Annotated in this window: 17 protein-coding genes; 6 read left to right on the forward strand and 11 right to left on the reverse strand. The window is 73.3% G+C overall.

The genetic code is table 11. The annotated features are described in order from the left end of the window. Positions 1 to 241: 241 nt before the first annotated feature. The 3 genes from H297_RS0131935 to H297_RS0131945 form a co-directional block, all read right to left on the reverse strand. A complete protein-coding gene (locus H297_RS0131935) occupies positions 242 to 1,147 on the reverse strand; it encodes an LLM class flavin-dependent oxidoreductase (protein WP_027740359.1) in 906 nt (301 codons plus the stop codon). Positions 1,148 to 1,578: 431 nt separating this feature from the next. Next, on the reverse strand, positions 1,579 to 2,868 hold the full coding sequence (locus H297_RS44755; protein ID WP_486589759.1) for a MerR family transcriptional regulator: 1,290 nt from the start codon (positions 2,866 to 2,868) through the stop codon (positions 1,579 to 1,581). Positions 2,869 to 2,993: 125 nt separating this feature from the next. Next, positions 2,994 to 4,832, reverse strand: coding sequence for an SDR family oxidoreductase (locus H297_RS0131945; protein WP_051352358.1), 1,839 nt, complete (start codon positions 4,830 to 4,832; stop codon positions 2,994 to 2,996). Between the two features lie 697 nt (positions 4,833 to 5,529). Between H297_RS0131945 and H297_RS0131955 the strand changes: the two genes are divergently transcribed. The 4 genes from H297_RS0131955 to H297_RS0131970 are packed head-to-tail and all read left to right on the forward strand — an operon-like array spanning position 5,530 to position 9,169. Continuing rightward, positions 5,530 to 6,486, forward strand: a complete 957-nt coding sequence (locus H297_RS0131955; protein WP_027740362.1) for an ABC transporter ATP-binding protein — start codon at positions 5,530 to 5,532, stop codon at positions 6,484 to 6,486. Beyond that, the gene (locus tag H297_RS0131960; protein ID WP_078514934.1) at positions 6,476 to 7,477 is read left to right on the forward strand and encodes an ABC transporter permease subunit; all 1,002 of its coding nucleotides are present in this window, start codon (positions 6,476 to 6,478) and stop codon (positions 7,475 to 7,477) included. The genes H297_RS0131955 and H297_RS0131960 overlap by 11 nt, the downstream gene beginning before the upstream one ends. Continuing rightward, positions 7,474 to 8,424, forward strand: coding sequence for an ABC transporter ATP-binding protein (locus tag H297_RS0131965; RefSeq protein WP_027740364.1), 951 nt, complete (start codon positions 7,474 to 7,476; stop codon positions 8,422 to 8,424). Before H297_RS0131960 ends, H297_RS0131965 begins: the two co-directional genes overlap by 4 nt. 22 nt (positions 8,425 to 8,446) lie before the next feature. Then, the gene (locus H297_RS0131970) at positions 8,447 to 9,169 is read left to right on the forward strand and encodes an ABC transporter permease (protein WP_027740365.1); all 723 of its coding nucleotides are present in this window, start codon (positions 8,447 to 8,449) and stop codon (positions 9,167 to 9,169) included. 95 nt (positions 9,170 to 9,264) lie between these two features. Here the strand turns inward: H297_RS0131970 and H297_RS0131975 are convergent, their stop codons facing one another. The 5 genes from H297_RS0131975 to H297_RS0131995 form a co-directional block, all read right to left on the reverse strand. Further along, a complete protein-coding gene (locus H297_RS0131975; protein WP_027740366.1) occupies positions 9,265 to 10,626 on the reverse strand; it encodes an MFS transporter in 1,362 nt (453 codons plus the stop codon). A gap of 126 nt (positions 10,627 to 10,752) precedes the next feature. Beyond that, positions 10,753 to 11,487, reverse strand: coding sequence for a FadR/GntR family transcriptional regulator (locus tag H297_RS0131980; protein WP_037795865.1), 735 nt, complete (start codon positions 11,485 to 11,487; stop codon positions 10,753 to 10,755). A gap of 270 nt (positions 11,488 to 11,757) precedes the next feature. After that, entirely contained in the window at positions 11,758 to 12,567 is an 810-nt protein-coding gene (locus H297_RS39670; RefSeq protein WP_037795866.1) for a hypothetical protein, read from the reverse strand. Between the two features lie 246 nt (positions 12,568 to 12,813). Then, the gene (locus H297_RS39675) at positions 12,814 to 14,283 is read right to left on the reverse strand and encodes an FAD-binding protein (protein ID WP_051352359.1); all 1,470 of its coding nucleotides are present in this window, start codon (positions 14,281 to 14,283) and stop codon (positions 12,814 to 12,816) included. A 127-nt stretch (positions 14,284 to 14,410) separates the two neighbouring features. Continuing rightward, entirely contained in the window at positions 14,411 to 15,049 is a 639-nt protein-coding gene (locus tag H297_RS0131995) for a TIGR03086 family metal-binding protein (RefSeq protein WP_051352360.1), read from the reverse strand. Positions 15,050 to 15,148: 99 nt separating this feature from the next. Here H297_RS0131995 and H297_RS39680 point away from each other — a divergent pair, with 99 nt between their 5' ends. Next, positions 15,149 to 16,225, forward strand: coding sequence for a WYL domain-containing protein (locus H297_RS39680; protein ID WP_051352361.1), 1,077 nt, complete (start codon positions 15,149 to 15,151; stop codon positions 16,223 to 16,225). Here the strand turns inward: H297_RS39680 and H297_RS0132005 are convergent. Continuing rightward, positions 16,191 to 17,801 (reverse strand): MFS transporter, encoded by a 1,611-nt coding sequence (locus tag H297_RS0132005; RefSeq protein WP_027740369.1) that lies wholly within the window; start codon positions 17,799 to 17,801, stop codon positions 16,191 to 16,193. The genes H297_RS39680 and H297_RS0132005 overlap by 35 nt on opposite strands. Positions 17,802 to 17,972: 171 nt before the next feature. Between H297_RS0132005 and H297_RS0132010 the strand changes: the two genes are divergently transcribed. Beyond that, entirely contained in the window at positions 17,973 to 18,962 is a 990-nt protein-coding gene (locus H297_RS0132010) for an AsnC family transcriptional regulator (RefSeq protein ID WP_027740370.1), read from the forward strand. Between the two features lie 22 nt (positions 18,963 to 18,984). Here the strand turns inward: H297_RS0132010 and H297_RS0132015 are convergent, their stop codons facing one another. Both H297_RS0132015 and serS read right to left on the reverse strand, forming a co-directional pair. Further along, positions 18,985 to 19,845: an HAD family hydrolase gene (locus H297_RS0132015; RefSeq protein WP_051352362.1), complete on the reverse strand. Its 861-nt coding sequence runs from the start codon at positions 19,843 to 19,845 to the stop codon at positions 18,985 to 18,987. Further along, positions 19,842 to 21,170, reverse strand: coding sequence for a serine--tRNA ligase (gene serS / locus H297_RS0132020; protein WP_027740372.1), 1,329 nt, complete (start codon positions 21,168 to 21,170; stop codon positions 19,842 to 19,844). Before serS ends, H297_RS0132015 begins: the two co-directional genes overlap by 4 nt. Positions 21,171 to 21,332 lie beyond the last annotated feature (162 nt).

Consider the following 21,332-nt stretch of genomic DNA (forward strand, 5'->3'; position numbering starts at 1 on the left):
GGTGCGGCGATGGGCTGGGGAGCCGGGTGCGGCGATGGGTTCGGGTGTCGGGTGTAGCCATGGGCTGGGGTGTCGGGTGCGGCGATGGGTTCGGGTGCCGGGTGTAGCCATGGGCTCGGATGCCGGGCGTGGCCATGCACTCGGATGCCGGGTGCGGCCATGGACCCGGGTGCCGGGTGCGGGTCGCAGTGGTGGGCTCGGGGGAAGTGGAGGACGGCGTCGACGCGCCGGAGCGGTGGTCTCAGCCGAGGCGGGCGGGGGCCTCGGTGGCGATCTTCTCGAAAACCGCCTGGTCGGCGGCGAACGGTGAGTCGGGGATCGGGGCGTGCAGCACGATCTCGGTGAAGCCCAGCTCGGCATGGCGGCCCGCGAAGTCGACGAACGCGTCGAGGGAGTCCAGTACACCGGCGCCCTCCGGCGTGAAGCCGGTGAGCAGCACCTTGTCCAGCTCCGCCACGTCCCGGCCGACCTCGGCGCACGCCCGGCCCAGCCCCTCCAACTGGCGGCCCAGCGCCGCCCGCGACTGCTCCGGCGTACCGTCCGCCGAGACCTTCGGGTCCCCCGTGGTCACCCACGCCTGACCGTGGCGGGCCGCCAGCCGCAACCCGCGGGGGCCGGTGGCCGCCACCGTGAACGGCAGCCGCGGCTGTTGAAGGCACCCGGGGATGCCGCGGGCCTCATGCGCCGAGTAGTAGGTGCCCTCGTACGTGACCGCGTCCTCGGTCAGCAGCCGGTCGAGCAGCGGCACGAACTCCGCGAAGCGGTCCGCCCGTTCCCGCGGCGACCACGCCTTCTGCCCCAGCACGGTCGCGTCGAAGCCGTTGCCGCCCGCGCCGATGCCCAGCGTGATCCGGCCGCCGGACAGATCGTCCAGGGAGAGCAGCTCCTTGGCCAGCGTCACCGGGTGCCGGAAGTTGGGCGAGGTGACCAGGGTGCCCAGCCGGATGCGTCCGGTGACGGCCGCCGCGGCCGTCAGCGTGGGGACCGCCCCGAACCAGGTGCGGTCCCGGAACGGCACCCGCCAGGAGAGATGGTCGTAGGTGTAGGCGGCATGGAAGCCGAGCTCCTCGGCGCGCTGCCACTGCGCGCGGCCACCCTCCTGCCAGCGGCGTACGGGCAGAATCACGGTGCTCAGGCGCAGACTCATGCCCCAGAGCGTACGTCTCCCTCCCGACAGCTCAGGTCTCCCTCCCGGAGGGCGCGTTCCCCTCCCGAGAGCTCATGTTTCTCTCGCGGAGGGCGCGTTCCCCTCCCGAGAGCTCACGTCTCCCTTCCGACGGGCACGTCCCCCTGCCGAGAGCGTGAGTCCTCTTCCGGCGTGGTCCGCGGTACCCGGTTGAGCAGCCCCTCGCCCGCGGCCCAGCGGCGCACCTGTTCCGCGACGGGCCGCTCGGCGCGGGCGGAAACTCGCCGAACCGCCCGCCACATGCGGGGTGACCAGCACGCCCGGTGCCCGCATGCACGGCTGAGCACCCGCGCACCTTGTGCCCCCTGCCGGGAAGCGCGGGGCCCCGGGGGAGTACGGGAGCTCACCCCTGGAGTCCCGGCGTCGCTGCGTCGCGGCGTGCCCGGGCCCCGTCAGCCACGCTCGGCCGCCATCCGGTCCATCGACCGGGCCCTCACCTCCCGTTCCGCTGCCGCCGCGACGAACTCCGCGACCCGTGCCGGGCCCACCAGCTCCCGTACCGCCTCCACCGTCTCCGCGGGCAGGCACACCTGCTCACTCCGCGCAGCGTTCCCCCCGTTTCCCCCGTTCGCCGCGTCCCGCACCCTGTTCGGGGCCGACTCCCGGATGGAGACGGAATCCGGGGCCGGGCCCGGGGTGGAGGCAGAATCCCGGGCCGGGTCCGGGAGGGGAACGGGGGGTCGGGCGGCGGTCGCGGAGCGCAGGTGGTCCCGCAGGTTGCGGGCCGCCAACTTCCGCATGGCCCGGGCCAGCTCCGCCTCAACGGTCTGCTGCGCCAGCGGGCGGAGGCGGCGCACCAGATCCGCCGCTTCGGAGGCGTCGCCCTCCGAGAGACGGGTGCCGGTGTAGCGGATGAAGACGTGCTCATCGGTGAAGTCCAGGAAGCGGGCCGCTATGTGCTCCACCTGACCGCGCAGCTCCCGCAACTGCGCGGTGATCGCCGACAGCGGCACCCCGGCCCTGTGCAGTTCCGCCGCCACCGCCAGCTCCCTCGGGCTCGGTACCCGGAACTCCTCCTCCCTCTCCTGTTCGCTCGCCCCTTCCGGCTTCTCCGTGCCTTCCGCTCCTGCCGGTGCCCCCGGTGTCCCCGCCGTCCTTGGCGTCCCCAGCGTCGCCGGTGTCCTTGGCGTCCGCGGCTTCTCCGACGTCCCCGGCTTCCCTGATGCCCCGGGCTCCCCCGACTCCCCGGGGCTCCCCGGCCTCCCGGGATCCGCGGGGCCCCTCCCCAGCGGACTCGCGGGGCCCCTCCGCAGCGGCTCCAGCACACCGAGCGCCACCGCCTCGGTGATCGCCCTACCGTCCTGCTCGCCACCGAACAGCTCCGCCAGCTCCGAGCGGGAGATGTGGCCCGACTCCTCGTTCGTCCAGGGCCCGTCGACCTCCGCGACCAGCCCCAGCACCCCGCCCAGCCCCCGGCCCTCGTCCCAGGCCTGGAGGAGCTCCTTGATGGAGGCCAGCGTGTAGCCGCGCTCCAGCAGTTCGGCTATCTGCCGCAGCCGCGCCAGGTGCGAGTCGTCGTAGACGTTGGCCCGGCCGCGCCGCTCGGGTCTGGGCAGCAGGCCCCTGTCCTGGTAGGCGCGGATCGTGCGCACCGTCGCTCCGCTGCGGTGCGCGAGGTCCTCGATGCGGTACTCCGCCGAAGGCACCGGGGCGGGGGTGGAGAAGGGGGCGGACGGAGTCACAGTGCTCACTCCTTGGTGGTGGGAGGCCCGGTGAGCGGCCGAGGGCAGGGGCGCCGGACGGTCTCCAGGGGGAGGAGGGACCGGAGGGCAGGAGACCGAAGGGGGAAGGCGGGCCCTGCCGGGGGTCATGCCGGGGGCTGGACGCGGGCTATGCCGCGCAGGGCGCGCGGGGCCAGTCGCGAGAGGAGCCGCGCTCCCCGGGCCTCGGGCGTCACCGGGACCACCGCCCGGTTGTGGACCACCGCCTGCAGCACGGCTTCGGCCACCTTCTCCGGCGGGTAGTTCCGCAGGGCGTACAGCCGCGAGGTGCGGCGCCGGAAGTGCTGTTGCTGTTCCTCGCTCGCCCCCGCGAGGTGCGCGGTGCGGGTGATGCCGGTGTGGACGAAGCCGGGGCAGACCGCCGTCACCCCGATGCCGCGCCCCGCCAGTTCGGCGCGCAGGCACTCGCTGAGCATCAGCACCGCCGCCTTGGATGCGCTGTAGGCGGGCAGGGCGCGGGAAGGCTGGTAGGCGGCGGCCGAGGCGGTGTTGACGATGTGCCCGCCCTGGCCGCGCTCGGCCATCTGCCGGCCGAAGAGGCGGCAACCGTGGATGACGCCCCACAGGTTGACGTCCAGGGTCTGTTTCCACTGCTCGGTGGTGGTCTCCAGGAAGGAGCCCGCCATGCCGATGCCCGCGTTGTTGACCAGTACGTCCACCGTGCCGTGCTCGGCGGCCACCTTCCGGGCGAGCTTCTCCATCGCCTCCTCGTCCGCGACGTCGACCGTCTCCGCCCAGGTCTCCGGGGCGCCCGCCGGGCGGGCCAGCTCGACTGTGCGGGCGGCGCTCTCCCCGTCGCGGTCGACGACGAGCACACGGGCTCCGGCCTCCGCGAAGGCCAGGGCCGTCGCCCTGCCGATGCCGCTCCCGCCGCCGGTGACCAGCACGAGCTGTCCGGCGAACCGGTCGGCGCGCCGGCCGGGGGACGTGCTGCCCTTCCGGCCCGAACCGGTGGCGGTTCCCGACGAGGACACCTGCCCCGTTCCGTCACCGGTGACGAAGCCGGTGATCCAGGCGGCCAGTTGGTCGGGCCGGGTACGCGGCACCCAGTGCTTGGCGGGCAGGGTGCGGCGGGTGAGGCGGGGCGCCCACTGCTCCAGCTCGTCGTAGAGGTGCTCGCTGAGGAAGGCGTCACCGGTGGGGGTGATGAGCTGCACCGGCACGTGGGCGTGGCAGTCGGTGCGGGGCCGCCGCAGCCGGGCGCGCACATTGTCGCGGTACAGCCAGGCGCCGTGCGCCGCGTCCCGGCTCAGGGAGGCGGTGGGATAGCCGTCGCCGGGTACCTTCTCGGTCAGCTCCAGCAGCCGTGGCCAGCGCCTGCCCAGTGGGCCGCGCCATGCCAGCTCGGGCAGCTTCGGGGTGTGCAGCGCGTAGACGTACCAGGACTTGGCGCCCTGGCCGAGCAGTTGGGCGGTGCGGCGCGGGGTGGGGCGGGACATCCGCCGCTTGATCCAGTGGCCGAAGTGGTCCAGGGACGGGCCCGAGACGGAGGTGAAGGAGGCGATCCGGCCCTTCGTGCGCTCCACCGTGGCGAACTCCCAGCCCTGCACGGAGCCCCAGTCGTGCCCCACCAGGTGCACCGGGGCGTCCGGGCTCACCGCGTCGGCGACAGCCAGGAAGTCGTCGGTCAGCTTCTCCAGGGTGAAGCCGCCACGCAGTGGCCGGGGCGCCGTCGAGCGACCGCAGCCCCGCACGTCGTAGAGCACCACGTGGAAGCGGTCCGCGAGGCGTCGGGCCACCTGCGCCCACACCTCCTTGCTGTCCGGGTAGCCGTGCACCAGCACCACCGTCGGCCGGTCGGCGTCGCCGAGTTCGGCCACGCACAGCTCGACCCCTCCCGTGGCGACGCGGCGTTCCCGCGCGCCCTCCAGCAGTCCGCCCGTGGCCGGGCCGCCATCCCGCCGGTTCGGTTTCCCGCCGCTCATACCGCTGTGCTCCCTCCTGCCGGCGCCGCCGCAGGCCTCGCGGGCCATGGCTGCGCCGAGCACGCCGTGCCCCGGGCCGTGACCGGTCCGAGCACGGCGTGCCTGCCGTACTCGCGCCGCAACACGTTGACATCGACGAATGTGACATCGGCCCCTGGCATGGTCAAGGTCGCCGCCGAGCCTGTGGAAAACTCCGGTCGTGTACACCTCACCGGCATGCTTCGGCTCGTCCCGCCCGACTCGGGCAGGCAACCCGCACGACTCGGGGCACGACGTTCGCACGACGTCCCGCACGTCGTCCGGCCCGACTCGGGGCACGCCATGCGGCGCGGAGGCGCGGGCCGACCACGGGGCCACCGGCCGCCGACCACCGATCACCGTCCACCGGCCGCCGACCGCCGACCACAGACACCGAACCACCGATCACCGTCCACCGGCCGCCGACCACCGATCACCGGCCGGACCGGCCACGGGTACGGGTCGACCGCGTCCTGCCAGGCGCGCCGCACCAGCCCCTTCTACGGCGCCGCCTCCCGTTCCCGGTCGCCGCACACCACCTTCGTCCAGTCACCCCCTACGGGCGTCTCCGACCTGAGGCGTACGGACCGACGCCCTTGAGGGGTAGGGGCGGGGCGGGGAAACCGGCGCTGCGTCTGACGCGGACGCGACGAGGCGCACCTAGCGTCGAAGCGTGACTGTGATCGCGATCGAAAGCCTCAGCAAGCGGTTCCCCCGGGTGACCGCCCTGGACCGGCTGACCGTCGGCATAGAGCCGGGCGTCACCGGTCTGGTCGGCGCGAACGGGGCCGGAAAGTCCACCCTCATCAAGATTCTGCTCGGGCTCTCCCCCGCCACCGAGGGCACCGCAGGCGTGCTCGGGATGGACGTGGCCACCCAGGGCGGCGCGATCCGGGAGCGCGTCGGCTACATGCCCGAGCACGACTGCCTGCCACCGGACGTGTCCGCGACCGAGTTCGTCGTCCACATGGCGCGGATGTCCGGGCTGCCCACGGCCGCGGCACGGGAACGTACCGCCGACACGCTGCGCCACGTCGGGCTGTACGAGGAGCGCTACCGTCCGATGGGTGGCTACTCGACCGGCATGAAGCAGCGGGTCAAGCTCGCGCAGGCCCTGGTCCACGACCCGGAGCTGGTCTTCCTGGACGAGCCCACCAACGGCCTGGACCCGGTCGGGCGCGACGAGATGCTCGGCCTCATCCGCCGGGTGCACACCGACTTCGGCATCTCCGTGCTGGTCACCTCGCACCTGCTGGGCGAGTTGGAGCGCACCAGCGATCACATCGTCGTCATCGACGGCGGCAAGCTGCTGCGCTCCTCCAGCACCTCCGACTTCACCCAGCGCACCGCTGTCCTGGCCGTCGAGGTCACCGACACCGAGGCGCGACCGGACGGCACCGCAGCCCTGCGTACGGCCCTGAAGGAGGCCGGGCTGACCCCGCACGAGCCGGCACCGGCCGGTTCCCTGGCCCCCGGCGCCGGGCATGTGGTCACGCTCGACGTGGCGGACGAGTCCGCCTACGACACGGTGCGGGACGTCGTGGCCGACCTCGGCCTCGGGCTGGTCCGCATGGAACAGCGCCGGCACCAGATCTCCGAGGTCTTCACGGAAAGGAGCGCCGGCAATGTCGCCTGACCGCACTCCCGCGCACACATCCGTCCCCGCACCCGACTCCCCGCACGCGCACGCGCGTGCGTCCGCTTCGGCGCAGTCGTCCGCACAGGATGCGGCCGGGCGCACCGCCCCCGGGCGCGGCCAGGACGTCATCCACAACATCGGCTACCGCGGCTACGAAGGCCCCCGCCTGGGCCGCTCCTACGCGCGGCGGGCCCTGTTCAGCCAGACACTGCGCGGCGCCTACGGGCTGGGCCGTTCGGCCAAGTCGAAGGTCCTGCCGATGCTGCTGTTCGCCGCGGTGGCGCTGCCGGCGGCCATCGTCGTCGCCGTCACCGTGGTCGCCAAGAGCAAGGACCTCCAGGTCGGCCACTCCGAGTACGTGCTGATGATGCAGCCCCTCATCGGCATCTACCTCGCCGCCGCCGCACCCCAGGCCTTCTCGCTGGACCTGCGGTTCAAGACGACACCGCTGTACTTCTCGCGTCCCATGGAGCGGGGCGACTACGTGGCCGCCAAGTACACGGCACTGTCCGCCGCGCTGTTCGTCTTCACCGCCACCCCGGTACTGATCATGTACGTCGGCGGGCTGCTGGCGAAGCTCGGGTTCGCGCACCAGACCGCGGGAGCCGCCCAAGGGCTGGTGTTCTGCGCCCTGTTCGCCCTGCTGTACGGCGCGATCGGTGCCTGGATCGCTGCGCTGACCCCGCGCCGCGGCTTCGGCATCGCCGCGATCATCGTCGCCGTCACGGTGCCGTTCTTCCTCGTCACCGCGTTGCAGGGGATCGCCTCCCTCTCCGACAACGGGACCGCCATCGGCTGGCTCGGACTCGCCTCTCCGGGCACGCTGCTGGACGGCATCCAAAGCAGGTTCCTCGGCGGGACCTCCGGGTTCCCCGAGGGGCAGACCCTCACCGGTGCGCAGGGCGCCGTCTACCTCGTCGTCCTCGCCGCGCTCCTGGCCTGCTTCTACGCACTCCTGCAGCGCCGCTACCGAAAGGCCGGACTGTGACCCAGATCCACATCGACCGGGCCTCCCGCTGGTTCGGGAACGTCGTCGCGGTCAACGACATCACCATGGACATCGGCCCCGGCGTCACCGGCCTGCTGGGCCCCAACGGAGCCGGCAAGTCCACCCTCATCCACATGATGGGCGGTTTTCTCGCTCCCTCGAACGGTGCCGTCACCCTGGAGCCCTCCCCGGGGCCGGACGGAGGCCGCGCCGCCGCGGCGCCGGTCTGGCGCAACGAGAGCTCCTACCGGCACATCGGCCTGGTGCCCGAACGGGAGGGCATGTACGACTTCCTGACGGGCCAGGAGTTCGTGCTGGCCAACGCCGAACTGCACGGCCTGCCGGACCCGCGCGCGGCTGCCGCCGAGGCGCTGGCCACCGTCGAGATGGAGTACGCACAGGACCGCCGGATCTCCACCTACTCCAAGGGCATGCGGCAGCGCGTGAAGATGGCGTCCGCGCTCGTGCACCAGCCCTCGGTGCTGCTGCTGGACGAACCCTTCAACGGCATGGACCCGCGTCAGCGCATGCACCTGATGGAACTGCTGCGCACCATGGGCGACGAGGGCCGCACCGTGCTGTTCTCCTCGCACATCCTGGAAGAGGTCGAACAGCTCGCCTCCCACATCGAGGTCGTCGTCGCCGGACGGCACGCGGCCAGCGGCGACTTCCGCAAGATCCGCCGCCTGATGACCGACCGCCCGCACCGCTACCTGGTGCGCTCCAGCGACGACCGCAGGCTGGCGGCCGCCCTCATCGCGGACCCCTCCACGGCGGGCATCGAACTCGACAGGACCGAGGGCGCGCTGCACATCCAGGCCGTCGACTTCACCGGCTTCACCGGTCTGCTCCCCCGCGTCGCCAAGGAGCACGGCATCCGGCTCTACACCGTCTCGCCCTCCGACGAGTCCCTGGAGAGCGTCTTCTCGTACCTCGTCGCGGCCTGAGCGGCGGAAAGGAGCTGACCCGATGTTCAATCCCACCGTCGCGCGACTCACCTACCGCGCGCTGCTGGGCCGCCGCCGCGCGCTCATCCTGTGTGCGCTGCCGGCCCTGCTGCTCGTCGTGGCCGCCGCGGTACGCGCCATGAACGGCGCCGACGACGCGGTCACCGGCCAACTGCTGGGCGGTTTCGCACTGGCCACCCTGGTACCGCTGATCGGCGTCATCGCCGGGACCGGCGCCATCGGGCCGGAGATCGACGACGGTTCGGTCGTCTACCTGCTGTCCAAGCCGGTACGGCGCCCCACCGTCATCGTCACCAAGTTCGTCGTCGCCTCCGCGGTGACCGCCGTCTTCTCGGCCGTCCCCGTGCTGGTGGCGGGCTTCATCCTGAACGGCAACAGCCAGCAGCTCGCGGTGGCCTACGCGCTCGCCGCCGTGGTCGCCTCGATCGCCTACAGCGCGCTGTTCCTGCTGCTGGGCACGGTCAGCCGGCACGCCGTGGTCATCGGGCTGATGTACGCGCTGATCTGGGAGGCGCTCGTCGGCAGCGTGGTCGAGGGCGCCAAGACCCTCAGCGTGCAGCAGTGGTCACTCGCCCTGGCCGAGAGGATCGCGGGCAGCGGTGCCGACGTCACCTCCGCCGTGGGGCTGCCGGTGGGCGTCGTCCTGCTCCTCGTCGTCACCGTGGGCGGCACCGTCCTGGCCGGGCAGAAGCTGCGCAGCCTGACGCTGGCCGGGGAGGAGTGAGCACCCCGGGGAGACGGTGACGGAGGGACGGCGGAAACCGCGGGGAGGACACGCGGTGCGGGTGGCGGCAGCGGACAGGCTGCCGCCGCCCCGTGTCATGCTGCCGCGTTGATCCTGCGGTCGCGGCCCGCGCCCAGGCCCAGCAGCACGAGCGCCCCGCACACGCACAGCAGCAGCACGATCGGTACCGTCCAGCCGTCCGTCATCTGGTGCACCGCCCCGAGCGCCAGGGGGCCCGCGGCGGCCAGCAGGTAGCCCCACGTCTGCGCCATGCCCGACAGCCGTGCGGCCGTGTGCGCGTCCCCGGAGCGCAGCACCATCAGCGTCAGGGCGATCCCGAGGGCGCCGCCCTGGCCCAGCCCCAGCAGCGTCGCCCACACCCAGGCGCCGGCCACGGGTGCGACCAGCAGTCCGGCGATGCCCACCGCCATGAACAGCGCCACCGTGGCGCACAGCAGCCGCTGCCGCCGCATCCGCCCGGCCAGCGTCGGCACCACGAACGAGCCGCCCATCTGCACCAGTGTGCTGAAGGCGAAGACCAGTCCCGCGCTCGCCTTGCTCATCCCGTGGTCGGTGAAGAGCGTCGGCAGCCAGGCGATCGTCACGTACGCGATCAGCGACTGGGAGCCCATGAACAGGGTGATCTGCCAGGCCAGCGGCGAGCGGGTCAGCTTCGGACCGGCCGGAGCGACGGCACCCGCACCGTCCGGGGACGGCGCGGAGGGGCGCGCGGACACGGCGGCCGCCGCGCCGTGCCGGGTACCGCGCCGCGCGAGCACGGTCTGCGGCAGCCACGCGGCGGCCGCGACCGCCGCCAGCACCGCCCAGGAGACCAGCGACCCCCGCCAACTGCCCAGCGCGTGCTCCAGCGGTACGGCCGCGGCGGCGGAGACGGTCGCCCCCATGATCATCGCCGTCGAGTACAGCGCCGTCATCCCGGCGGCCCGCTCGGGGAAGTCCCGCTTGATCAGCCCCGGCATCAGCACGTTCAGCAGCGCGATCCCCGAACCGACCACCGCGCACCCGGCGAACAGCGCCACCAGCGGCGGTGCGATGCGCAGCACTATGCCGCCCGCCAGTAGGACGAGCGCCCCGAGCAGCACCGTCTCCGTCCCCCAGCGCCGCGCCAGCTTCGGTGCCAGCGGCGAGACCACACCCATGAAGATCAGCGGAATGGTGGTGACCAGACTGCTGACCGTCGACGTCATGCGGAAGTCGTCGCTGATCTCGCTCAGCACGGGTGAGACACCCGCGAGCGCCGCACGCATGTTGAGCGAGGCAAGCACGATGCCGACGAACAGCAGCAAGGGATGCGTGCGCAGCCTCCTGCGGGCCGCCGCCACCGGGGGCGCGGGCGTCAGATCCTCTTCCGCGTCGATCAGCTCGGCCGAGAGGATCTCCTCAGCGGTGAGCCCTTCGGCGGGCGGTGTGAGTCCTTCCCTGGGGGACGGGGACATGGGTGGTGCCTTTCTGCTGAACGGTGGTGCCGAGGCGGGCGCCGAGGGGCAGCCCCGCTTCTCGCTCCACGCGGAGCGGCTTGCGCGCTGCTGCGGAGCGGATCGTCGGTCCTGCGGGGCGGCTTCTCACCGGGCGGGGGCGGTGGGCCCCCGCTCCGCGCCGAGCAGCGCTTCCACGGCCTGTTTCGGCTTGGCGAGCAGCGCCCTCGCGGCCCGCTCCGCGGCGTCCGGGTCGCCGGTTCCGATGGCGTCCACGAGGTCGTGATGGTCCGTCTCGTGGATGCGGGGCATGTGCCTGTCGTGCAGTGAGGCGACCAGCGCGTCCCGTACCGACGTGCTGAACCACGCGTACGTGGCGCTCAGCGCGGTGTTGTGCGCCGCATCGACGACGGCGACGTGGAACTCGATGTCGTGCTCCGCGTACAGCTCGTACTGACCGTCTGCGGGCTGGCCCAGGCCGTCCCGGAACGCCGCCTGCGCGGCGAGCGCGTCCCGCATCCGCTCCAGGTCCGCCGCCCTGTGCCGCAGGGCCGCCAGCCGGGCGCCCTCCGCCTCCAGCGCGATCCGCAGCTCCAGTACGTCGCGGACGTCCGCGCGCTGCACCCCGCGGACGATGTCGCCCGGGTCGGCGGTGGCCACCACGAACGTGCCCTCGCCCTGCCGCGAGCGCAGCATCCCGGCGTGCACCAGGACCCGTACGGCCTCCCGCACGGTGTTCCGGCCGACCTGGAGCTGTTCGGCGAGCGCGTGCTCGGTGGGGATGCGCTCGCCCACCGGCCACTCGCCCGCGACGAGCTGCGCCCGCAGCTCGTCGACGACGGTGTCGACGAGCGACTGCCGTCCGGCCGCACGCAGTGCCACTCTCCCCAGCTCCTGTCTTCCCTGATGCCCGCAGGACCGTGCCGCTTGCGGGCCACCGGGCCCTTGGAAGGCACTTGCGGAGGACGACCCCCCGGCTCGCCCGGTTGCCCAGTCATCCTACAACTCGCTCGAACGGGTTCACGGACGTCGCCCGCGAGAGCCTCCTCACAGGACAGCAGGACAGCAGGACAGCAGGACAGCGGGACAGAGGGGCAGACGGCGCCCCCGGCCGTTGCGGTCACATGCCGCGGGCCGGGGGCGCCGTGCGGGTCACTTGCCGTCGCGCTGCCTGGGCGGGACGGGCCGGGTGCCCAGGGCCCGCATGACGCCTCGCAGGTCCTGGCGCATCCCGCGCATCTCCTCGCCCATCTCCGCGAGCCGCTGACTCATCGCGCACACCACCTGCTCGGTGCGCTCGGTGCGCCGTTCGGTCTCCACCAGTCGGTGGTCCATACGGTCGACCCGCGTGGACATGCGACCGATCACCGGCCCCAGCTCCTGGAGCACGGCACCCAGCTCGGCTCCGGCCGTCTCCAGATGGGTCACCCTGCGGTCGAGGGAGCCGTACCCCGCCGCCAGCGTGCGGACCGTCTGGCGCAGCTCCTCCGTCGACCGCCGGACCGCTTCCACACCCGGGTGGGCGGCGTACCCGCTCGCCGCGCGGGCGCTCTCCTCGGCGCCGAGGAGGTAGCTGCGGACCCGCTGGGCGACGACGCTGTCCCGCAGCAGCATGGCCACGTTGAGGACCGCACGGCGGTCGAAGACCGTGAGACCGCTGCGGCGCTGTGGATAACTCTGCCCCGCCTCGGATGAGACCGACAACTTGTCGGTCTCATATCGAGGCAGGTCAGCGCCCCGCAGCACGGTCATTCCGTTGCTCGTGAGCTCCTCGCGGTGCCGCTCGGCGAGTTTTTCCACAGTTTTCAGCGGCACGTCGAAGTAGTTGGCCACATCCCGGGTGGTGGCCTGTGCACGGCCTGTGGAAAACGCCAACGCCTTCACTTCGTCGAGCACTTCGACCCTGTGTGCCAGCCCGGAGCGCGCGCTGCGCGACTCCAGCAGTACGGACTCGGTGTACATGGAAGACCCCCTCGGGTCCGGTTCGCGGAACATGACTGTCGGACCCCGATCACCTGGGGGTCGGCAGGTGTCCGTATCCAGGAACCAGGAGCGGAGATCAGCTCATGTCTTCCCACGTACCGCACTACCGGCAAGGAGCCCTTCGCGGGCCGCGCCTCGACCGGCCACCACCACTTCACACACTCTCGACGCCGTCTGCTCCAGTCGCCTCCGCGCATCTGGTGCAACGAGCCGATTTTCGTACGGTTACGCGTCTGACGGATTCTTCTTCGAATCCCGTGCGGTGCTCCACAGGCTGAACCGGAACAAGCCCTCCGGGTCGTACTGCTCCGACAGCCGCTCCAGGCGGTCCGCCGCCTGAGTCGGGTACGCGGACCGGGCGACGTCGCGGCTCTGCGGCCCGTAGAGGAAGTTGGCGCTGCGGCCGACCATGGCACCGGCCGCCGGTGCCAGCACGCGCGCGTGCGCCCTCACGACCTCCGCGTCACCACCGGCCCCCTCCGCGCCGCCGTCGGGATCCTCCGTACCGGCTGACGCGCCGGCGTCCCGGCCTCGGGCGGTCACCGGGGAGAGCGCGTACAGCAGGTAGCCCGCCTCGCGGTGCGCGACGCAGTCGGGGGCCGCCGGGGGGCGGGAGAGGGCGCCGCCCAGGTGGCGCATGCTCAGCACGCACATGACGTCGGCGTCCGGGCCGCCCGCCGCGAGGACGGAGCGCAGCGCCTCGTCGCCGAGGCCCCCGGGCGGGAGCAGGAGGTTGGCGCTGCGATAGCCGTGCGGGGTGTCGGGTTCGCTGAAGACCGAGGCACACTCCGTGTACGGCATCTCGCGCAGCTCGTCCACCAGCAGGGAGCCGAGGGCGCGCAGGGGCTCGACCCACTGCTCGCCGTCCGCACGCGTGCCGGCGAACGCGATGTGCACCTGTGCGAGATACCGGCCGCGCAGTGGCGCGGGGACGCCGGGCAGGTCGGGCATCGGCAGCAGGGTCACGGCGGAGGTCAGCTCGTCGGGCACCGTCTGTGTCCACTTCTGCCACAGCCGCACCAGCTCTTCGGCGACCTCGCCGCCGTCGAAGACGAGCCGCCCGCCGAAGATCCGTTCGACGGGGACGAGGCCGATCTCCATGCCGGTGACGACACCCCAGCCGCCGCCACCGCCGCGCAGCGCGGCGAACAGGCCGGGCTCGCTGTCCGCCGTGACGTCGCGCAGCGGGGCGCCGGCGTCCCCGGTGACGATCTCGATCCGCCGCACCTGGTCGGCCGCGTACCCGAACCGCCGTCCCAGCAGTCCCACGCCACCGCCCAGCGTGTACGAGACGACGCCGACGCCCGGTGCCGAACCGTTGACCGGCGCGAGCCCGTACCGTGCCGCCTCCGCGACGAGGTCACCCGCCCGTACGCCCGCCTCCACCCAGGCGGTGCCGGCCTCGGAGTCGATCTCGATGCCCGTCAGGTGCCGGGTGCTCACCAGGACGCCGCCCCGCATGGCCGCGCCCTGCCCGTGCCCCGTGGCCTGCACCGCGACGGGGAGGCCGCAGGTCCTGGCGTAGCCGACGGCCTCGCGCACGTCCTGCGCCGTCCGGGCCGCCACGATCACGTCCGGGCGGTGCCCGGCGCTTCTCTGGAAGCCGGTGCGCTCCTCGTCGTAGCCCGCGTCCTGCGGCGCGAGCACCGCACCGCGCACCGCGCCACGCAGCCTCTCCAGCCCCGCGTGTCCCATCGCCTCAGCCCTCCCGCTCGTTGCGTGCATCCCGTTCGTCCCCGTGCCTCATGCGCATCCCTTTCATCCCGTCGGTGCGGTTCACCGGCCCTGCCCGGCGGGCCGGTCCGGGCCGCCGCGCCCCGGCTCAGCGGCCGGGCGTCGAGGCGTCCCACTGCGGGTCCCGGCCCGTCCACGCCGCGAGCCGGGCGTACGTGCCGGCCGACTCGGGCGCCGGCTGCGCCTCGCCGAACGGAAGCCCCTCCCGGCCCTCCGCCGGGAGGGCCCGCCGGGCTGCGGCCAGCGCGAAGGCGGCCAGCTCCTCGTCGAGTTCGCCCTCGCGGCCGAGGGAGCGCGCCAGGTCCCAGGCGTGGGTGACGGTCTCCACGACGAAGCTCGCCAGCGCGATGCGGCCCGGGAGCCGCCCCCATGGGACGGTCACGACGGTGTCCATGAGGGCGTCGCTCGACCAGGCGGTGCTCATCCGGGTGCGCGCCTCGTCGTAGAGTTTCGGCCAGTCCTGGTCGGGTACGTCGGCCGGCTGTTCCGGTGCCTGTGTCGGCTGCCGCGCGGGGCCGCCCTCGGCGACGGCGGCGATCCGCCGGGAGCTCTCCACCAGGTGGCCCAGCAGGGCGCGTACGTCGAACTGCGCGCACGGTGTCGGACGGTCGAGCTGTTCGGGTGCGGCAGCGGCGACGAGCTGGTGGAGCTGCTCCGCGGCGCGCCCGTACAGCGGACGGGGGTCGGGCAACTGCCGGGTGTCCGCGCTGCTCGGGGCATCGCTCATGGGTGACTCCTCGGTCGTGACCGGTAGCTGTGGACGACGAGGAGTCTGCCGCCAAAACCTGACATCGACCGTCAAGCTTTTCTGCGGCACTGTGGGGACGTGAAATCAGACCGGCTGCTGTCCGTCCTGCTGCTCCTCCAGACGCGTGACCGGGTGCCTGCCGACGAACTCGCGGCGGAGCTGGAGGTCTCCACGCGCACCATCTACCGCGACGTGGAGGCGCTGTCGGCCGCCGGTGTGCCCGTCTACGCGGAACGCGGCCGGCACGGCGGCATCCGGCTGCTGCCCGGGTACCGCACCGACGTGACGGGGCTGACCAGCGACGAGGCGCGCGCCCTGTTCGTCCTCGCCGCACAGGGCGCCCACACGGCGCTCGGGCTCGACGGTGCGCTGGGCTCCGCGCTGCGCAAGGTGATGGCGGCCCTGCCCGCGCCGCACCGTCCGGGGGCCGAACTGACCCGCCGCCGCATCCTGGTGGACCCCGACCGGTGGCTGAGCGGGCCCCTCCCGGACGTCGAACTGGACGAGCTGCACACCGCGGTCTTCGCCGACCGCAGGCTGCGCATCCGCTACCGGCACGGCGGCGGCACCCGCCTGCACACGTACACGGTCGATCCCTACGGTCTCGTCAGCAAGGCGGGGGTCTGGTACCTGGTGGCCGACCGGCGGCGCTCCCCGGCGCTGTTCCGGGTGGACCGGATGGCCGCGGCCAAGGTCGTCGAGGAGCCGGTCAGGCGACGGGCCGGGGTGGAACTCGACGAGGTCTGGCAGACCCTGCGCCGCCGCGTCGAGGAGCGGCCCAGGGAGGTGCGGGTGACCGCGCGGGTGCGCAGCTCCCGGCTCGACATGTTCACCCGCATCGTCGGACCCACCCTCACCGCGCCCCCCGAGAGGGGAGCTGCCGACGCGGGGGAGGACGCCCCGGCGGCCGGCGGCGACGATGCGGCGGAGGCCACCGGCGCGTGGGTGACCGTCCGCCTCGCCTACCCCGTGCTCCCCGCCGTCTGCCAACTCCTCCAGTTCGGCCCCTGGGTGGAGATCCTCGACCCGCCCGAGGCCCGCGCGGAGCTCGTCCGCCGGGCCCGTCAGGTGGCCCGGCTGTACGAGGGAGAGCCACGGCCAACGGGGGCGGGGCGCCCCGTCACGGCGCCGGGGAGTGGACCTTCTCCGCCGTAGCCGGGCCGCCCTCCCGCAGTCGTTCCGGGACCGCTCCTGTCTCCGGCATCCGTCCCGGCTCCGGCGCGTGCGCCGTCGCCGCGCGCCCGCGGACGAACAGCAGCACCGCCACCCCTGCGACGAGCGCGGCGGCGCCGCAGACCAGGAAGATGCGGTCCAGCCCGGCCGCGAACGCCTCGCGGACGAGGCCCATCGGCACGCCTGCCTCCTGTGCCCGGCCGCCCCCCGCGGCCTCGGCGGCCGGGGCGGGAACGCCGTGGCCCATCAGCACCTCGCGCACCCGGGTGGCGAACAGGGTGCCCAGCACGGCGACACCGAGGGCGTAGCCCAACTGCCGGAAGGTGTTGACGGCACCGCTGGCCAGCCCGGCCTGCTGCGGTGGTACGGAGCCGAGCGCGGCGGAGACCAGCACGGTGAGCGCCGCACCGACGCCCACCCCGACGAGCAGGAGCCCGGGCAGCAGCGCCGTCCAGGACGAGCCGGGGGAGACGAGCATCTGCGTCAGCACGCCTGCCCCGATCACCAGCGCCCCGGCACCCAGCGGGTACTGGGGCCGCATCCGTTGCAGCCGGCCGCCGAACACGCCGGCCACGACGAAGGAGACCGCCGACATCGGCAGCATGGCGAGCCCCGCGCCCAGGGGGCTCATCCCCAGCACGGACTGGGCCCACAGCGCGCTGTAGACGAAGTGGGCGAACGCGGCGGCCTGGATCAGCAGCGCGGCCACCATGAGGACGGTGAAAGACCGGTTGCGCAGCAGGGCCAGGTTCAGCAGCGGCGCCGCACCGGCCCTGGAACCCCGCGCGGACGCGGCTCCCAACACCCGTTCGACGAGGACGAACGCGACCGCCGCGAGCCCGGCGGCGACCAGCGTCCCCACCGTCAGCCCGTCGCCCCAGCCCGCGTCACCGCCGCGCACCAGCCCGTACGTCAGCGCGCCCACGCTCAGGGTGAACAGCCCGGCGCCCAGCCAGTCCACCCGGGACCGCGCCTGGCGCGGGGGCCGGGACTCGGGCACCGTGCGGAAGGTGATCCACAGGGCGAGGGCCGTCAGCGGGACGTTGACGAAGAAGATGGCGCGCCAGTCGACGTACTCGGTCAGTACGCCGCCCAGCGCCAGCCCGCTTCCGGCCGCGGCCCCGTTGACAGCGCCCCACACGCCGAAGGCCACACCCCGGGCCCGCCCGTGGTAGGTGGCGGTGATCAGGGGTGCGTTCGCCGCGAAGACGGCTGCCGCGCCGACGCCCTGCACGGCACGGGCCGCGATCAGCCAGCCCGCGTCGGGGGCGAGTCCGCAGGCCAGCGAGGCCAGGGCGAAGAGCACCAGGCCGCCGGCGAATATCCGCCGCCTGCCGTGCAGGTCGGCCAGGGAACCCGCCGCCAGCAGCAGGGCGGCCAGCGCGACGGCGTAGATGTCCACCACCCACTGCAGGGAGGTGAACGAGGCACCCAGGGAGGTCGCCATCCTCGGCAGCGCCGTGTTCACGATCGTCACGTCGATCAGCAGCATGAAGCCGCCCAGTGACAGGGCGACCAGCGGCCACCATCCGGGGCCGTTCTCGTTTCTGTGCGTCATGCCGCCAGACTCGACGACGGCCGGCCGACGGCCGAGGCAGCACCGGAATCCCGGCGGATCCCGACATCGTCTACCGTCGCTGTGGTGCAAACCGACACCGGCACGTCCGTCACGCCGCCCTCTGCGCAGTCCCGTACGCCCTCGCGTGCGCAGTCCCGTACGCCGCCGCCGCTGGACGACCTGGACCGGCAGATCGGGCATGCGCTCCAGTTGGACGGGCGGGCCCCGTTCTCCCGCATCGCGCAGGTCCTGGGCGTCTCGGACCAGACCGTCGCGCGCCGCTGGGCGAAGCTGTGCGGCGGGCGCGGGGTGCGGGTGCTCGGGCTGACGGAGCCCGCGGCGGTGGGGGACACCGTCTGGATGCTCCGCGTCTCGACCCCGCCCGACGCGGCGACCCCGCTCGCCCGAGCACTGGCACGCCGGACGGACACCTCGTGGGTGTCGCTGATGGCGGGCGGTACCGAGGTGAGCGCGGTGGCGCGGTCCCGCGACGACTGGTGGCGGGAGGGCGGCGGTGAGGCGCTGCTGCTGCGCGAACTGCCGCGTACCCCGCGCGTGCTGGCCGTCAACGCCTACTGCCAGCTCCACCAGTTCTTCGGCGGCGCCGAGGGGCTGATCCTCAAGACGGGCACGCTGAGCGCCGAACAGGTGGCCGCCCTCTCCCCGCCACCGGCCGGCCCGGCGCACGAGCCGGTCCGGCTGACCACCGACGACCACAAGCTCCTCGACCGGCTCGCCCGCGACGGCCGTGCCCCCGTACCGGAGCTCGCCGAGGCGACAGGCTGGTCGGCCTCCACGGTGCGGCGCCGCATGGCGGAGCTGCGGGCGGACGGCGTGCTCTACTTCGACCTCGACTACGGCGCGTACCCGTTCGACGAGGGGCTGCGGGCGGCCATCTGGCTGTCGGTGCCGCCCGCACAGCTGCACGCCGTCGGGCAGGCGGTCGCCACGCACCCGCAGGTGGCGTTCGCCTGCGCCACCACCGGCCCCGCCAACCTCTTCATGACGGTCGTGTGCAGGAACTCCGCGGCCCTGTACGCGTATCTGACCGGCCCCGTCGCCCGGCTGCCCGGGGTGAGCGGCCTGGAGACCTACCCGGTGGTGCGCAGCCTGAAGGGGCCCGGCCCGTTCTGGCAGGGACCCGTGAGGGGCCACACCTGAGCCCCGGTCGGGGCCGTGCGGGTCAGTCCTGGACGGCGGTCAGCCAGCGCTCCAGGACGAGCGCGATGCCGTCCTCGTCGTTGGCGGCGGTCACCTCGTCGGCGACGGCCAGCAGCTCCTCGTGGGCGTTGGCCATGGCGACGCCGTGCCCGGCCCAGGCGAACATCGGGATGTCGTTGGGCATGTCACCGAAGGCGGCGGTCTCGGCCGCACGGATCCCCAGCCGCCGGGCGGCGAGAGCCAGCCCCTTGGCCTTGCTCAGCCCCAGCGGCAGCAGTTCCACGATGCCCTCGCCGGCCATCACCACGCCCACCAGGTCGCCGACGGCGGCACGCGCGGCCTTGGCCAGCTCGTCGTCGTCGAGCTGGTCGTGCTGGATGTAGAGCTTGTTCAGCGGCTCCTGCCAGATCGTCTCCCGGTCCCGGAAGGGCGCGTAGGGCAGCGGGCCGTCGGTCACCCGGTAGCCGGGCCCGGCCAGCACCTGGCCGTCCACGCCGTCCCGGGAGGCGGCCAGTGCGACGGGGCCGACCTCCTTCTCCAACTGCTCCAGCGCCTGCCTGCCGACCCGGCGGTCGAGCGTGACGGAGGTCAGCAGCCGCCCGGCGCCCGCGTCGTAGACCTGCGAGCCCTGCGCGCACACCGCCAGGCCCCGGTAGTCCAGGTCGGCCAGTATCTGCTTCGTCCAGGGCACGGCCCGCCCGGTGACGACGATGTGCGCGGCCCCCCTCTCGGCCGCCGCGTCCAGCGCAGCCCGGGTGCGGGGGGAGACGGTGTCGTCGGAGCGCAGCAGCGTGCCGTCGAGGTCCGTGGCGACCAGCCGGTACGGGAACGCGGGCGCGGGTACGGGCGCGCCGGTGGCGTGGGCGTCTGCGGCGGTGCTCACTTGGTGACCGGCTCCAGCGCCTCGCGCCCGCCCAGGTAAGGCCGCAGCACCGGCGGCACCCACACCGAACCGTCCTCCTGCTGGTGGTTCTCCAGCAGCGCGACGATGGTGCGCGGTACGGCGCACAGGGTGCCGTTCAGCGTCGCCAGCGGCTGCACCTGCCCGCCCGTCGCCCGGCCACCGCCCCTGCCGGGGGGCGCTTCGCTCCCGCCGGCCCTCCCCCGCATGCGGATCGACAGGCGCCGGGACTGGAACTGGGTGCAGTCCGAGGTGGAGGTCAGCTCGCGGTACTTGCCCTGGGTGGGGATCCACGCCTCGCAGTCGTACTTGCGCGCTGCCGAGGAGCCCAGGTCGCCGGTGGCCACGTCGATCACCTGGAACGGCAGCTCCAGGGCGGAGAGCCACTGCTTCTCCCACTCCAGCAGCCTGCGGTGCTCGGCCTGCGAGTCGTCCGGGTCGACGTAGGAGAACATCTCCACCTTGTCGAACTGGTGGACGCGGAAGATGCCGCGGGTGTCCTTGCCGTAGGAGCCCGCCTCGCGCCGGAAGCAGGGCGAGAAGGCGGCGTAGCGCAGCGGCAGCCGGTCCGCCTCGATGATCTCGTCCATGTGGTAGCCGGCCAGGGCCACCTCGGAGGTTCCGACGAGGTACAGCTCGTCCCTCTCCAGCTGGTAGACGTCCTGGGCCGCCTGGCCGAGGAACCCGGTGCCGTCCATGGCCTGCGGCTTGACCAGCGCGGGCGTGAGCATCGGCGTGAAGCCCGCCTCGGTGGCCTGGGCGATCGCCGCGTTGACCAGCGCCAGCTCCAGCAGGGCGCCGACACCGGTGAGGAAGTAGAAGCGCGAGCCCGACACCTTGGCGCCGCGCTCGACGTCGATGGCGCCGAGGCGCTGGCCCAGCTCCAGGTGGTCCTTCGGCTCGAAGCCCTCCGCGCCGAAGTCGCGGGGGGTGCCGATGGTCTCCAGGACGGTGAAGTCCTCCTCGCCGCCGACCGGGACGTCCGGGTGCACCAGGTTGCTCATCCGGCGCAGCAGCTCCTGGGTCTCGGCCGCCGCCTCGTCCTTCTCGGCGTCGGCGGCCTTCACCGCGGTCGACAGCTCGCCGGTGCGGCGCAGCAGCTCCGCCTTCTCCTCGCCCTCGGCCTTGGGGACGAGCTTGCTGAGCTGCTTCTGCTCGGAGCGGAGTTCGTCGAAGCGGACGCTGGAGGACCTGCGCCGCTCGTCGGCGGAGAGCACCGCGTCGACGAGGTCGACGTCCTCTCCACGGGCGCGCTGGGAGGCGCGCGCACGGTCGGGGTCCTCACGGAGCAGGCGAAGGTCAATCACCCCGCCAGGGTACCGGTGGCTCACGGCCGCACTCGATGCGAAATCCCTTTGCTTGTCATTTGTCCGAATTGACAGTTTTGGGGTGTGTGTTTCCGCGGGGCACGGAGAGGGGTCCGGGAATTCGTGGCGCGAGCCGACTGCGCGCTCCGTGGGGCCAGTTGG

Source organism: Streptomyces sp. CNT360, from assembly GCF_000424785.1.

What these genes read in the sequence shown, in the direction of transcription:
- H297_RS0131935 (WP_027740359.1), bottom strand. Translation starts at nt 1,147, where the DNA reads ATGAGTCTGCGCCTGAGCACCGTGATTCTGCCCGTACGCCGCTGGCAG.
- H297_RS0131945 (WP_051352358.1), bottom strand. Translation starts at nt 4,832, where the DNA reads ATGAGCGGCGGGAAACCGAACCGGCGGGATGGCGGCCCGGCCACGGGC.
- H297_RS0131960 (WP_078514934.1), top strand. Translation starts at nt 6,476, where the DNA reads ATGTCGCCTGACCGCACTCCCGCGCACACATCCGTCCCCGCACCCGAC.
- H297_RS0131970 (WP_027740365.1), top strand. Translation starts at nt 8,447, where the DNA reads ATGTTCAATCCCACCGTCGCGCGACTCACCTACCGCGCGCTGCTGGGC.
- H297_RS0131975 (WP_027740366.1), bottom strand. Translation starts at nt 10,626, where the DNA reads ATGTCCCCGTCCCCCAGGGAAGGACTCACACCGCCCGCCGAAGGGCTC.
- H297_RS39670 (WP_037795866.1), bottom strand. Translation starts at nt 12,567, where the DNA reads ATGTACACCGAGTCCGTACTGCTGGAGTCGCGCAGCGCGCGCTCCGGG.
- H297_RS39675 (WP_051352359.1), bottom strand. Translation starts at nt 14,283, where the DNA reads ATGGGACACGCGGGGCTGGAGAGGCTGCGTGGCGCGGTGCGCGGTGCG.
- H297_RS0131995 (WP_051352360.1), bottom strand. Translation starts at nt 15,049, where the DNA reads ATGAGCGATGCCCCGAGCAGCGCGGACACCCGGCAGTTGCCCGACCCC.
- H297_RS0132005 (WP_027740369.1), bottom strand. Translation starts at nt 17,801, where the DNA reads ATGACGCACAGAAACGAGAACGGCCCCGGATGGTGGCCGCTGGTCGCC.